Origin of the sequence: Halomonas sp. 18071143 (assembly GCF_019211725.1) — a bacterium.
In the GTDB taxonomy this organism is placed as follows: domain Bacteria; phylum Pseudomonadota; class Gammaproteobacteria; order Pseudomonadales; family Halomonadaceae; genus Vreelandella; species Vreelandella stevensii.
Genome location: NZ_CP078120.1, coordinates 2409540 through 2422828 on the forward strand (window position 1 = coordinate 2409540; position 13289 = coordinate 2422828).

At 60.7% G+C, this 13289-nt stretch carries 11 protein-coding genes; 4 read left to right on the forward strand and 7 right to left on the reverse strand.

All coding sequences use genetic code 11. The features are described 5' to 3' along the window. Window positions 1–45 precede the first annotated feature (45 nt). The 4 genes from acnD to KVY02_RS11285 are packed head-to-tail and all read right to left on the reverse strand — an operon-like array spanning window position 46 to window position 5559. Entirely contained in the window at window positions 46–2688 is a 2643-nt protein-coding gene (acnD, locus tag KVY02_RS11270) for a Fe/S-dependent 2-methylisocitrate dehydratase AcnD (RefSeq protein WP_218313552.1), read from the reverse strand. A 32-nt stretch (window positions 2689–2720) separates the two neighbouring features. Then, window positions 2721–3848 carry a bifunctional 2-methylcitrate synthase/citrate synthase gene (gene prpC / locus KVY02_RS11275; protein ID WP_016914363.1) on the reverse strand — a complete coding sequence of 376 codons (1128 nt, stop codon included), beginning with the start codon at window positions 3846–3848 and terminating at the stop codon, window positions 2721–2723. A 57-nt stretch (window positions 3849–3905) separates the two neighbouring features. Next, window positions 3906–4808: a methylisocitrate lyase gene (prpB, locus tag KVY02_RS11280; protein ID WP_218313553.1), complete on the reverse strand. Its 903-nt coding sequence runs from the start codon at window positions 4806–4808 to the stop codon at window positions 3906–3908. 4 nt (window positions 4809–4812) lie between these two features. Continuing rightward, the gene (locus KVY02_RS11285; RefSeq protein ID WP_081195687.1) at window positions 4813–5559 is read right to left on the reverse strand and encodes a GntR family transcriptional regulator; all 747 of its coding nucleotides are present in this window, start codon (window positions 5557–5559) and stop codon (window positions 4813–4815) included. Between the two features lie 251 nt (window positions 5560–5810). On the opposite strand from KVY02_RS11285, the gene pabB reads away from it, so the two are divergent. Then, window positions 5811–7169 carry an aminodeoxychorismate synthase component I gene (pabB, locus tag KVY02_RS11290; protein ID WP_218313554.1) on the forward strand — a complete coding sequence of 453 codons (1359 nt, stop codon included), beginning with the start codon at window positions 5811–5813 and terminating at the stop codon, window positions 7167–7169. Window positions 7170–7302: 133 nt separating this feature from the next. After that, window positions 7303–7923 carry a phosphoadenosine phosphosulfate reductase domain-containing protein gene (locus KVY02_RS11295; RefSeq protein WP_218313555.1) on the forward strand — a complete coding sequence of 207 codons (621 nt, stop codon included), beginning with the start codon at window positions 7303–7305 and terminating at the stop codon, window positions 7921–7923. A 115-nt stretch (window positions 7924–8038) separates the two neighbouring features. Here KVY02_RS11295 and cysB read toward each other — a convergent pair whose 3' ends face one another. Continuing rightward, window positions 8039–9013 carry an HTH-type transcriptional regulator CysB gene (cysB, locus tag KVY02_RS11300; protein WP_218313556.1) on the reverse strand — a complete coding sequence of 325 codons (975 nt, stop codon included), beginning with the start codon at window positions 9011–9013 and terminating at the stop codon, window positions 8039–8041. A gap of 336 nt (window positions 9014–9349) precedes the next feature. Between cysB and trxA the strand changes: the two genes are divergently transcribed. After that, window positions 9350–9673 (forward strand): thioredoxin, encoded by a 324-nt coding sequence (gene trxA, locus KVY02_RS11305; protein WP_016914369.1) that lies wholly within the window; start codon window positions 9350–9352, stop codon window positions 9671–9673. Window positions 9674–9726: 53 nt separating this feature from the next. Here trxA and KVY02_RS11310 read toward each other — a convergent pair whose 3' ends face one another. Then, the gene (locus tag KVY02_RS11310; RefSeq protein WP_081138329.1) at window positions 9727–10839 is read right to left on the reverse strand and encodes an AI-2E family transporter; all 1113 of its coding nucleotides are present in this window, start codon (window positions 10837–10839) and stop codon (window positions 9727–9729) included. A 208-nt stretch (window positions 10840–11047) separates the two neighbouring features. Between KVY02_RS11310 and KVY02_RS11315 the strand changes: the two genes are divergently transcribed. Next, window positions 11048–11896, forward strand: a complete 849-nt coding sequence (locus KVY02_RS11315; protein WP_218313557.1) for an SIMPL domain-containing protein — start codon at window positions 11048–11050, stop codon at window positions 11894–11896. Here KVY02_RS11315 and serS read toward each other — a convergent pair. After that, window positions 11838–13115: a serine--tRNA ligase gene (gene serS, locus KVY02_RS11320; RefSeq protein ID WP_218313558.1), complete on the reverse strand. Its 1278-nt coding sequence runs from the start codon at window positions 13113–13115 to the stop codon at window positions 11838–11840. The genes KVY02_RS11315 and serS overlap by 59 nt on opposite strands. Between the last annotated feature and the right edge of the window lie 174 nt (window positions 13116–13289).

Below are 13289 nucleotides of genomic sequence, written 5' to 3' on the forward strand. Positions count from 1 at the left end.
CACTCGTTGGGCTTTCCCTTCCGATGCTACGCTGGGACAACGCGGCTAGACAGCGGCGCTGGATTCCAGAAAATCCTGCGCAAAGCGTTGCAGCACACCACCGGCGGAGTAGATGGTGACCTCCTCGGCGGTGTCCAGGCGGCACACCACCGGCACACGCTCCACAGCCCCCTGCTGGCGATGGATCACCAGCGTCAGTTGTGCCCTGGGGGCAGGGGTTCCTTCCACGTCGTAGATTTCGGTGCCATCCAGCGCCAGCGTTTTCCGAGTCGTGCCCTCCTCGAATTGCAGCGGCATCACGCCCATCCCCACCAGATTGGTGCGGTGGATACGCTCGAAGCCTTCCGCCACGATCGCTTCGACCCCGGCCAGAGCCACACCCTTGGCCGCCCAGTCACGAGACGACCCTTGGCCATAGTCGGCACCCGCGATGATGATCAGCGGCTGTTTGCGCGCCATATAGGTCTCGATGGCTTCCCACATGCGGGTCACGGTGCCTTCCGGCTCGATACGCGCCAGCGAGCCTTGCATGACCTTGCCCTGCTCGTCGTGCACCATCTCATTGAAGAGCTTGGGATTGGCCAGGGTGGCCCGCTGGGCGGTCAGGTGGTCGCCGCGATGGGTGGCGTAGGAGTTGAAGTCCTCCTCCGGCAAACCCATGGCGTGGAGATACTCGCCAGCGGCGCTGTCCATGAGGATGGCATTGGACGGCGACAGGTGATCCGTGGTGATGTTGTCCGGCAGGATGGCCAGCGGGCGCATGCCTTTCAGCCCCCGCTCTCGGGCCATGTTGCCCTCCCAATAGGGAGGCCGCCGGATATAGGTGCTCTGCGGGCGCCACTCGTAGAGGGGGCTCACCTGAGGTCCGGCACGCTTGTCCAGGTCGAACATGGGAATGTAGGTTTCACGGAACTGCTCCGGCTTCACCGACGCCTTGACGATGGCATCGATTTCGCTGTCTTCCGGCCAGATATCCTTGAGAGTGACCGGATTGCCCTGGGCGTCGTGACCCAGCACGTCCTGCTCGATATCGAAACGGATGGTGCCCGCAATGGCATAGGCCACCACCAACGGCGGCGAGGCCAGAAACGCCTGTTTGGCGTAAGGGTGGATACGCCCATCGAAGTTGCGGTTACCCGACAGCACCGCCGTGGCATAGAGATCGCGACGAATGATCTCCTCCTGGATACTCGGCTCCAATGCGCCGGACATGCCGTTGCAGGTGGTGCAGGCGTATGCCACGACGCCGAAGCCCAGCGCTTCCAGCTCGCCCATCAGCTCGGCTTCTTCCAGGTACATCTTGACCGTCTTCGACCCCGGAGCCAGCGAGGTCTTGACCCACGGTTTGCGGGTCAGGCCAAGGCGGTTGGCGTTTCGGGCAATCAGGCCTGCCGCCACCATGTTGCGCGGGTTGGAGGTATTGGTGCAGCTAGTGATGGCCGCAATGATCACCGCTCCATCGGGCATCTTGCCGGCGGCCTCCTCTTCCCGAGCCTTGTCCAGCCCGACGGCAATGCCGCGCTTGGCAAGCTCCGTGGTGGGCAGGTGGGCATGGGGGTTGGAAGGCCCCGCCAGGGTACGCGTCACGCTGGACAGGTCAAAGCGCAGGATGCGCTCGTAGACAACCTGCGTCAGGTCATCGGCCCAGAGCCCGGTATGCTGGGCGTAGGCCTTCACCAGGGCTACCTGCTCATCGTCACGGCCGGTCAGCTTGAGGTAGTCGATGGTCTGGTCGTCGATATAGAACATCGCCGCCGTGGCACCGTACTCCGGGGTCATGTTGGAGATGGTTGCCCGATCCCCCACCGACAGCGCATCGGCACCTTCCCCGAAGAACTCCAGATAGGCGCCGACCACGCGCTCGCGGCGCAGGAACTCGGTAATCGCCAGCACCATGTCGGTGCCAGTGATACCGGGCTGTAGCTTACCCGTCAGCTCGACACCCACGATATCGGGCAAGCGCATCATGGAGGCGCGCCCCAGCATCACGCTTTCGGCTTCCAGCCCCCCGACCCCCACAGAGATCACGCCCAGCGCGTCCACCATGGGCGTGTGGCTGTCGGTGCCCACGCAGGTGTCCGGGTAGGCCACCTGCACCCCCTGCTCATCCGGGCGGCACTGCACCACCGGAGACATCTTTTCCAGGTTAATCTGGTGCATAATGCCGTTGCCAGGAGGAATTACGTCGACGTTCTCGAACGCCAGCTTGGTCCAGTTGATGAAGTGAAAGCGGTCGTCGTTACGCCGATCTTCCACCTGGCGATTCTTCTCGAAGGCATCCTTCTCGAAACCGGCGTGCTCCACGGCCAGCGAATGGTCGACGACCAGCTGCGTCGGCACCACCGGGTTCACCTTGGCAGGGTCACCGCCCCTCTCCGCGATGGCGTCGCGCAGCCCAGCCAGGTCGACCAGCGCGGTCTGGCCCAGGATGTCGTGGCACACCACCCGGGCCGGGTACCAGGGAAAGTCCAGCTCCTGCTTGCGCTCGATCAGCTGCTTGAGGGCGTCGGTCAGCAGCACCGGATCACAGCGCCGAACCAGCTGCTCGGCCAGCACCCGAGACGTATAGGGCAACTGGGCATAGGCACCGGGCTGAATCTCCTCGACGGCCTGGCGTGTATCGAAAAAGTCCACTGGTGCGCCCGCCACCGACACATTCGGCAGCGGTTTGCGATAATTCGTGTTCATGATGCCTCTCACTTGGTCACAGAGCCAAACGCCTAGTCACGGGCTTCAATGGGCACCCATTCGCTCTTCTCCGGGCCGATGTAGTCGGCGCTGGGGCGAATAATGCGGTTATTGGCACGCTGCTCGAATACGTGGGCGGCCCAGCCGGTCAGCCGCGACATGACGAAGATGGGCGTGAACAGTTTGGTCGGAATATCCATGAAGTGGTATGCGCTGGCGTGGAAGAAATCGGCATTGCAGAACAGTTTCTTCTCCCGCCACATGACCTCTTCGCAACGTACCGATACCGGGTAGAGCACGGTGTCGCCGACGTCGTCCGCCAGCTTCTTCGACCACTCCTTGATGATCGCATTGCGCGGGTCGGACTCACGGTAGATGGCATGACCAAAGCCCATGATCTTCTCTTTGCGCTCCAGCATGCCGAGCATCTCCCGCTCGGCTTCTTCGGGCGAGCGCCAGTGCTCGATCATCGCCATGGCCGCCTCGTTGGCGCCACCGTGCAGCGGACCGCGCAGGGAGCCAATCGCCCCGGTGACACAGGAGTGCATATCCGACAGCGTCGAGGCACACACCCGTGCGGTGAACGTGGAGGCATTGAATTCGTGCTCGGCATAGAGAATCAGCGAGACGTTCATGACCCGAGCATGCAGCTCGGAAGCGGGCTCACCACGCAGCATGTGCAGGAAGTGACCGCCCACCGAGTCATCGTCGGTCTGGGTGTCGATGCGCACGCCGTCGTGGCTGAAGCGGTACCAGTAGCAGATGATCGACGGCAGCACCGCCAGCAGCCGATCCGCCACGTCCTGTTGCTGATCGAAGCTCTCTTCGGTTTCCAGATTGCCCAGCATGGAGGCACCGGTACGCATCACATCCATGGGATGGGCGTCCTTGGGAATCTGCTCGAGCACCGTCTTCAGGGCCTCGGGCAGCCCACGCAGACCTTTCAGCTTGGTGATGTAATGATCGAGCTCCGCCTGATTGGGCAGTTTGCCCTTGAGCAGCAGGTACGCTACTTCTTCGAACCTGGCTTTCTCAGCCAGCTCCTTGATGTCGAAGCCGCGATAGGTCAAGCCGGAACCGGTTTTACCCACGGTACACAGCGCCGTCGAGCCGGCACTCTGCCCACGTAATCCTGCACCTGCTAGCGGTTTATCAGCCATGGTAGTCTCCTGACGTACTCAGTATTGTCACTGTTATTAGATGTGTTGCCTGCGCACTCAAGCGTCTTTTTGTTCGGCGAACAGCGCATCGAGCTTCTGTTCGAAATCGTGGTAATTCAAGAAGTCGTACAGCTCAGCGCGGGTCTGCATGGTGTCGACCACCTCGCGCTGATGGCCATGCTCCATAATGCTCTGGTAAACCTTCAGGGCCGCCGCGTTCATGGCGCGGAAAGCCGACAGCGGATAGAGCACCATCCGGCAGCCGACGTCCCCCAGCTCTTGCTGGCTGAACAGCGGCGTGGCGCCAAACTCGGTGATATTGGCCAGAATCGGCGCATTGACGCGCTGGCAGAAGGCGCGATAGTCGTCGAGGGTATGCACGGCCTCGGCGAAGATGGCGTCGGCTCCCGCCTCCACACAGGCGTTGGCGCGCTCGATGGCGGCATCGAGCCCCTCTTTCTGGAAGGCATCGGTACGTGCAATGAGATAGAAATCCGGATCCAGCCTGGCATCGGCCGCAGCCTTGATGCGGTCCACCATCTCCTGCTGGGAAACGATCGCCTTGTTGGGGCGATGACCGCAGCGCTTCTGAGCGACCTGATCTTCCAGATGCACTGCGGCAACCCCCGCGCGCTGCATCTCTTTCACGGTGCGCGCAATGTTGAACGCGCCGCCCCAGCCGGTATCGATATCCACCAGCAGCGGAAGCTCCGTGGCAGCACAGATACGATGCGCGTCTTCAACCACGTCGTTCATGGTCGTCATGCCCAGATCCGGCAGGCCGAAGGAGGCATTGGCCACGCCGCCGCCGGAGAGGTAAATGGCCTGGTGCCCCACGCGTTCGGCCATCATGGCCGTATAGGCATTGATGGTGCCCAGGATGGGCAACGGGCGCTGGGCTTCCAGCGCGGCACGAAAGCGCCCACCGGGGCTCAAGCGAGAAGTGGATGAAGCAGTCATGACATCAGCTCCTGTCTTCGGTTGTTGTTTGTTGTTCAAGAATGGCGGCGTAGCGGTCTGCCACGTTCGCCCGTGACGCGCTGACATGGCGACGCATCAATAGCTCGGCCAGCTCGGCATCGCCGGCCTCAATGGCATCGACAATCCGGTGGTGCTCCACGAACGCCCGCTGAGGGCGGGTACCACTGGCGCTGAACTGCGTGCGGTAGAGGCGCACCAGGTAGTAGAGGTCATCACACAGCAGGTTCATCAACATTTTGTTGTGACTGCCCTGAACGATGCGATAATGAAAATCGAGATCGCCTTCACGCTGGTAATAGGCTTCCCCGCGCTTGAGGTCGCCCTGGCTTTCGTGCAGCGCCAGAACGTCTCGCAGCCCCTGGATTTCCTCGGCAGACATGTGCTCAGCCGCCAGCCGCGCCGCCATGCTTTCCAGCGCCTCGCGCACGTCGAAAAGCTCCAGCAGCTCTTTCATGGACAGCTTGACGACCCGGGCACCCACATGGGGCACGCGCTCGATCAATCGGTGCGCTTCGAGACGCCGCATGGCCTCACGCAGCGGCCCCCGGGAAATACCGTAGGTTTTCGAAAGCCCGGGCTCGGTGATTTTGCTGCCGGGCGCCAGTTCCCCTCGGACAATGGCGCTTTGCAGCTGGTGAAACACCCGCTCGGCCAGCGTGCGTACTTCTGGCGAAACGACGTCGGTGGCGTCGCTGCCCGGCTGAGGTGGAGTGGAAACAAGTAAGGTCATGGGAATTGTCGACAATTGAGGAATAACAAGACTGTAGCCCGCCGCTTTTCTGGCGTCAACCTCGCAAAATAAGCGTTTTTATTCACCTTTCGTTGCAGTGCTGCCCGCCTCACTCATCCAAATGTCTACAATCCCTCTGTTATTGTCCTGACGCTTACTGTCAGCGTGAGAACCCCGTCGATAATCGCGACTGGTGTCCTCGACGTCAGCGCCCTAAAATGTGCCGCCCTTTCCGGATTGGCGTTTGCTTCATGACAACGGCGTTGACGATATCCGCTCTGCCCTATTTCTCCGACCCGCTGGCCACCTTTGCCCGATTACGGCAACGGCCAGGGGCGGTGCTGCTGGACAGTGGCCGACCCGTGGCCACCAGCGGCCGTTACGACATTCTCAGCAGCGACCCGCTAGCCACGCTGGAAATCTTCGCAAACCGCCAGGCACAGCTCAGCTCCACCACGTTGACGCTGCCAGCTCATCTCGACGATGACAGCACAGCGCAACAGCAGTGGCTGCTGGAACAGCTGCCCGCGCCCGCTCTCGACAGCGACCTGCCCTTTCTGGGCGGCTTGATAGGCTACTGGAGCTACGACCTGGGCCGCCAAGGCTGTTCGGTGCCCAGCCAGCACCCGCCCGCCACCCAATTGCCGCTGGCCCGCCTGGGCCTGTATGACTGGTGCATCACCTTTGACCACGCCACCCAGCAAGCCTGGCTGGTGGCCAGCGATGCGCGCCGTCGAGAGGTGCTGGCCTGGCTGGAACAAGCCCCGCCAGCAGGCGAGCCTTTCACGCTGACGCAGCCGTTCAAGGCCCAGCTCAACCAGGCCGAATATACCGAGCGCTTCGAGACCGTACAGCGCTATATCCGCGCCGGTGACTGCTACCAGATCAATCTTGCACAGCGCTTCTCTGCCCGCTTCAAAGGGGATGAGTGGCAGGCCTATCTGCAGCTGCGACGCGCCACACCGACGCCTTTCTCGGGGTATATGACCTGGCAGGGCCAGGCAGTGCTGTCGCTGTCGCCCGAGCGCTTCATTCAGTGCCGTGATGGCCGCGTCGAAACCCGCCCCATCAAGGGCACCAGGCCCCGCGGCGAAACGCCCGCAAAAGATCAGGCGCTAGCCGAGGAGCTACTCAACAGCACCAAGGACCGAGCCGAGAACGTGATGATCGTCGACCTGCTGCGTAACGATCTCGGGCGGGTCTGCACCCCCGGATCGATACGTGTGCCGCAGCTTTGCCAACTGGAAAGTTACCCCAACGTGCACCACCTGGTCAGCGTTGTTCAGGGGGAGTTGACGCCCGCACACTCACCGCTTTCGCTGCTCACGGCGGCCTTCCCCGGCGGCTCGATCACCGGCGCGCCCAAGATACGCGCCATGCAGATCATCGATGAGCTGGAACCCTGCCAGCGTAGCGTCTATTGCGGAAGCCTGGGCTATATCGACACCCGTGGCAGCATGGACACCTCGATTGCCATTCGCACCATGCTGGCCGATCACGGCAGCCTGCATGTATGGGGCGGCGGCGGCCTCGTTGCCGACTCTCAGGCAGACGAGGAGTACACGGAAACCCTCGACAAGATCCGTCACCTAATCGGTGCTCTGGAATAGATTAGCGCTTTGGAATAACAAAGAAGCATTGTTACATCAGAAAGGAATATAAAACCCAAACCAAACGGTATTGGGGCACTACACAGGGCTTTGGTAGCCTAAGGGCATTCCACGCTTTTCTACAGGAGGCAGCATGTCCTCAGCTCTCGAAGCCATTCATCAAGAGTACGCCAATGACCCGCAGGGGTTGATCGAGTGGGCGTTTCGTCAGGGCGAGCGCCCGATTTGCACCACCAATTTCCGCCCTTTCGAAGCCGTGATTCTGCACATGGTGACGCAGGTTCGCCCTGATATCCCCATTGTCTGGATGGACAGCGGTTACAACACCGAGGCGACCTACCGGTTTGCCGATGACGTGATTCGACGGCTCGACCTCAACCTGGTGAGCTTTTTACCCCTGCGCACCCGCGCCCACCGGGAGGCCCTGGACGGCCCCATGCCGGGCATCGACGACCCGCGCCATGCGGCGTTCACTCAGGAAGTGAAGATCGAGCCGTTCGAGCGCGCCCTGGCCACCATGCGGCCCGACATCTGGTTCACTGCCCTGCGCGCCGAAGACACGCCCGAGCGAGCCAGGATGCAGTCCGTTAGCCGCAACAGCGACGGCCTGCTGAAAGTGGCGCCGCTACTGAAGTGGACCGCCAAGGACATGTACGAATACCTGCAGGCCCATGACCTGCCCAACAACTTCGACTACTTCGACCCCACCAAGGTGGAAGAGAAACGCGAATGTGGGCTGCACCTGCAGCATTGATATTGATATAGCCACCTGACGAGTTCACCGCCCTGTTCACCACAACATAAAGCGGTGAACGGGGCGGTGAGTAGGTGGGTGAGTTGGTTTATCAACCCTAAATCACTGGCCACGCTCAATATTCGGGGAGTTCGACACCTTCGAACAGCGCGTGCTCATGGCGAGGCCCCGCCGTGAGCGCTTCGTCCACTCGGTCGCGAGTCAGGTGGGGAGCAAACCGCGCCAGGAAGTCATACATGTAGCCGCGCATGAATGTGCCACGACGAATGCCGATCTTGGTGGTGGAGCTGGCAAACAAGTGGCTGGCGTCCAGCGCCACCAGATCGTCATCCTGGGCAGGGTCCACCGCCATATGAGCCACGATGCCCACTCCCATGCCCAGGCGCACATAGGTCTTGATGACGTCGGCATCAGCGGCCGTCAGCACGACGTTAGGGGTCAGCCCCTTGGCCTTGAAGGCATCGTCCAGCTGCGAACGCCCGGTGAAGCCAAAGACGTAAGTCACCAGCGGATACTCGGCCAGCGCCTCGAGGGTCAGCGGCCCGTCCAGCGAAGCGAGCGGGTGCTCCTTGGGCACCAGCACGCAGCGGTTCCAGCGGTAGCAAGGCAGCAGCACCAGGTCGGTAAACAGCTCCAAGGACTCGGTGGCAATGGCAAAGTCCGCCTGCCCTTCACTCACCATCTGGGCAATTTGTTTGGGCGTACCCTGCTGCATGTGTAGCGCCACGTCAGGATACTTGAGCGTGAACTCGCTAATGATCGGCGGCAGCGCATAGCGGGCCTGGGTATGCGTAGTAGCGATGGCCAAACTGCCACGGCGCTCGTCGCTGTGCTCCTGGGCTACCTGCTTGATGTTTTCGGCAAGCTTGAGCACTTGCCCGGCCAGCTCGATGATCGACTGGCCAGCGGGGGTGACACGCGTGAGATGCTTGCCACTACGAGCAAAGATCTCTACACCCAATTCGTCTTCCAGCAGGCGAATCTGCTTGGAAATACCCGGCTGAGAGGTAAACAGACTCTGGGCAGTTGCTGACACATTCAGGTTATGTCGATTGACTTCCCAGATATAGCGAAGTTGCTGTAGCTTCATATCCTCACCTAATGTTCGATGCTGGGAAACGTCCCAAAACGCCCCGCGCTGCTGCCACTGCGTACCTGCCCGATGCTCGGAGCATGATGCTCAACGAGCATAATTGTGAATAAAAAAACGATCTATAATTCCCATATAGTATAAAAAATCATCGCTATCAGCATCCATTAATTTTTTCTATTTCAGCGTAAAACGCATCTGGAATTTGCCAGCATCCGCCGTGACCGCTAACATCTGGCAACTTGGCGCGGTGAAAGAGCGCTGGTAAATCGCGTATAGACCGTTGCTCCATTTGAGGCAACGTAACTGCAAGAGCAACGCAAACGGGAGAAGCAAATGGCTAACAATGTTGATGTCACCAACGCCAATTTTGAGCAGGAAGTCCTCAACGCCGAACAGCCTGTCCTGCTCAAATTCTGGGCCCCTTGGTGCGGCCCATGTAAAGTCATGGCACCTGTGGTCGATGAAGTCGCTGCCGAGCGCGGTGACAATCTGAAAGTCGTCAGCGTCAACGTAGACGATGCACCGGAAATTGCCGCTGAGCAGGGTGTGCGTGGCGTGCCCACGGTCATGCTGTTCAAGTCGGGCACCAAGGTCGCTTCGCTGGTCGGCGCGCAGTCCAAGTCGCAACTGACTCAGTTCATCGATCAGAACGCCTGAGCACTTCCAATCACCGCTGGTCTCGCCAGCGGTGATTGCCCCCTCCTGCCCCCCTACTGTTCCTGCTTGTCCCGCTTAAGCGGTGGCCGCCGCGCATCGCCCGGCTGAAGAGTCGAACGGCGCTGCTTGCCAGGCCCTAACAGGTGCGCCATCCAGCGCGTTTGTGGATGACTGTCCAAGGCAATCTTGAGCGTCATGGTCAGCACCACCGACAGCAGCATGCCCGCCGCGCCGAAAATCCAGCCCCACACCACCAGAGAAAGAAACGCCACGAAGGTGGATAGCCCCAGCGCTTGCCCCATGACCCGAGGCTCGACCAGATTGCCCAGGATGAAGTTGATGACCAAATAGGCCGACGCCAGCATGAATGCCTGCAGCACACCGCCATCCTGAGACACCAGCAGCAGCAAGACAGGAGGAATGGCCGCCAGAGCAGAGCCAATGTTGGGAATGAAGTTGAGGGCAAAGGCCAACACCCCCCAGAGCAGCGGAAAATCGACCCCTACCATCAGGCAGGAAAGCCACACCAGAACACCAGTAGCCAGGCTGATGGCCGTTTTCACGGCCAGATAACGCTTCAGGGTCAAGCTGAACTCGCTGAAACGCTTCAGGCTGGGCGCAGGGTTTTCCAGGGCGCGCGAGACCTTGTCACGAAAGTGCAGCGTCTCGAACAGCATGAAGATCACCAACAGCGCCACGATGGTGCCCTGCATGAACAGTGAACCCAGCTCGCCCAGCAGCATGGCAACCCATGAGCCATCGTCTTCCATGGCAAACACCGAGCTCAGCTGCTCCGGGTTGATCGCCAAGCCATGGGACGCCAGCGTATTGAGCAAATTCCAGTAATGCTCGTACAAGCGCGCCTCGATGTCCGGCAGCGCTTCCACGAAAGTGCCGAAGCTGTTGACCACCAGCAGGCCAATCAGGGAAATGAAGGCCAGTAGCACCAGCAGCGTCAGCATGGCTGCCGTACGCCGACTCAGCCCCCAGCCATGCAGCCACTGCACTGGCGACGTGCACACCACCGCAATGAACACCGCCAATAGCAAAGGCACCAGCAGATCAGCACCTACTTTCATTCCGGCAACGATGACCACCAGCGCGGCCAGCGCCAGGGTAGCGTTAAGTGGAATACTGCGATAATCCTCATCTGACAACTTCGACATAGCCCGATCCTTAGCATGTTATCCCTACATAATGGCTGCTGGCGTGACAATGCACAAACCGTGCACCTATTGAGAAAGACGTCATCACGACTCATTAGCCTGTGAACTTTCCGTGTATCTCTGCTTCAAAAGCTGCGGGCAATGACCCAACACTCACTCTCACAACACACTCACAACACATTGGCTCTCTCAGCAAGGAAGTGACCCCATGAACACCCAGCTCAACTCCGTCAATCGGCTGCGCCACCCTGTCAAACGCTTTCGTCATGGCGTGCTGGGAGGCGCCCTGCTCGCGCTATTGGTCGCCCCCATCAGCCAGGCGGCCCCCCCACCCTCTGGCGTCTTCGTGCAAGCGCAGTCGTGGGTCGAAGTCGAGCCCGACAAGGCGACGCTCAGCGCACGCCTGTGGGAAAACACTCCCGCCGTGTCTGCCCTGGAAGACACCCAAAGCGATGAGCTGAGCGGCGCTCGGCAGCGGCTGGAGCAGCGCGCCAGTGAGCTGATTGCGGCCATCGAGGAAGCGGGCATCGAGCAGCGCGCCATCACGGCGGGCTCGCTCAACGTCTACCCTGAGTACGTGGCAGGCCCACGTAGTGACAATGGCGAGCAGGAGAACCTGATGCGTACGCGCCTCGAACGCCCGTTCAGCGTCGAACTGGCTGACATCGAACAGCTGGGGGATGTGCTGGACGCGCTGATCGGCGCGGGGGTCAATGCCCTGGATGGTGTGCAGTTTGACCTGCACGACCGTGACGCCGCCACCGATGAAGCATTGACCAAAGCACTGGAGAAGGCCCGCCACAAGGCAGACCTGATGGCCACCACCCTTGGCGTGGAGCTGGGCCATGTCCAGCGTATCGAAGAGACCCAGGCACCCAGCTTCCAGCCACGCATGATGGCCATGCGGGCCGAAAGTGATGCCATGGGTAGCGGCTCAGCCAGCGACTATCGCCCCGGCACCATTCGCATCGATGCTGGCGTGAACGTCGAGTGGGCCATTACAGGGCAAGACGCTCCTGGCCGCCCAGATAGGGCTGAAGAGGCGCCGGCACGCTAATCGAGCCATCCGCCTGCTGGTGGTTCTCCAATACCGCCAGCAGGCACCGCCCTACCGCCAGCCCCGAGCCGTTCAGGGTATGCAGCAGCAGCGGCTTTTTCGAATCCGGGTGACGGTAGCGGGCCTGCATGCGACGCGCCTGGAAGTCTTCGCAGTTGGAGACCGACGAAATTTCCCGATAGGTGTTCTGGCTGGGCAGCCACACTTCCAGGTCGTAGGTTTTCGCTGCCCCAAAGCCCATATCCCCTGTACAGAGCGTTACGACCCGGTAAGGCAGCTCCAGAGCCTGCAGGATCGCCTCGGCATGCTCGCGCATCTCCTCCAGCGCCGCGTAGCTCTTGTCGGGCTCGACGATTTGCACCATTTCGACTTTGTCGAACTGGTGCTGGCGAATCATGCCCCGGGTATCGCGCCCATAAGCGCCCGCTTCACTACGGAAACACGGCGTATGGGCGGTCAGCTTCATGGGTAGCGCCGACAGCTCGACGATCTCGTCGCGCACAAAGTTGGTCAGCGGCACCTCGGAAGTGGGAATCAAGTGGTACTCTCGCTCATCGTCGAGCTTGAACAGGTCTTCGCCAAATTTCGGCAGTTGCCCCGTTCCCATCAGCGAATCGCGGTTCACCATGTAGGGCACATAGCACTCTTCATAACCATGCTGCTGGGTTTGCGTATCCAGCATGAACTGGGCCAGTGCACGATGCAGACGCGCAATCGGCCCACGCATGACAGCAAACCGCGCCCCGGTCAGCTTGGCTGCCAGTTCGAAATCCAGATAGCCCGAACGCTTGCCCAGGTCCACGTGGTCCAACACCTCGAAGTCGAACTCCCGGGGCGCGCCCCAGCGGTGCAACTCGACGTTGTCGTCTTCGTTCTTGCCTTCCGGCACGCTGTCATGGGGCAGGTTCGGAATACCGCTGATGGCATCGTCCCACTCCTCCTGCACCTCAGCCAACTCTTTCTTGGCCTTGTCCAGGCGGTCGCCCAGGTCACTTACTTCATCCAGCAGCGGCTGGATGTCTTCGCCATTGGCCTTGGCCTTGCCAATCGCCTTGGAGCGCATGTTGCGCTCGTTTTGCAGCTGCTCGGTCTGAGTCTGCAACTCACGACGGCGCGACTCCAGCGCCTGCAGTGCCGCTGTATCGAGTTCGAAGCCCCGCCGGGCCAGTTGTTGCGCCGTCGTCTCCAGATCACCGCGCAGCAGTTTCGGATCGAGCATGAGGTATCCCTTGGCCAGAATTCAATGACACGCGCCGCCCAGGGCGCGACAAAGGCAACCATTGTAGGCAAAAGCGCGGACGGGAGCCATGGCCATTGTGCGAGGGAAAAGCGGACATGAAGATTGTAGGCGTTTGGCTATAGCAAAACGCTGCATTTTAAAGCTAAGGTAGTG

Bases quoted from the DNA above. Each gene is read 5' to 3' on its own strand.
- acnD (WP_218313552.1), bottom strand. From the start codon at position 2,688: ATGAACACGAATTATCGCAAACCGCTGCCGAATGTGTCGGTGGCGGGC.
- prpC (WP_016914363.1), bottom strand. From the start codon at position 3,848: ATGGCTGATAAACCGCTAGCAGGTGCAGGATTACGTGGGCAGAGTGCC.
- prpB (WP_218313553.1), bottom strand. From the start codon at position 4,808: ATGACTGCTTCATCCACTTCTCGCTTGAGCCCCGGTGGGCGCTTTCGT.
- KVY02_RS11285 (WP_081195687.1), bottom strand. From the start codon at position 5,559: ATGACCTTACTTGTTTCCACTCCACCTCAGCCGGGCAGCGACGCCACC.
- pabB (WP_218313554.1), top strand. From the start codon at position 5,811: ATGACAACGGCGTTGACGATATCCGCTCTGCCCTATTTCTCCGACCCG.
- KVY02_RS11295 (WP_218313555.1), top strand. From the start codon at position 7,303: ATGTCCTCAGCTCTCGAAGCCATTCATCAAGAGTACGCCAATGACCCG.
- cysB (WP_218313556.1), bottom strand. From the start codon at position 9,013: ATGAAGCTACAGCAACTTCGCTATATCTGGGAAGTCAATCGACATAAC.
- trxA (WP_016914369.1), top strand. From the start codon at position 9,350: ATGGCTAACAATGTTGATGTCACCAACGCCAATTTTGAGCAGGAAGTC.
- KVY02_RS11310 (WP_081138329.1), bottom strand. From the start codon at position 10,839: ATGTCGAAGTTGTCAGATGAGGATTATCGCAGTATTCCACTTAACGCT.
- KVY02_RS11315 (WP_218313557.1), top strand. From the start codon at position 11,048: ATGAACACCCAGCTCAACTCCGTCAATCGGCTGCGCCACCCTGTCAAA.
- serS (WP_218313558.1), bottom strand. From the start codon at position 13,115: ATGCTCGATCCGAAACTGCTGCGCGGTGATCTGGAGACGACGGCGCAA.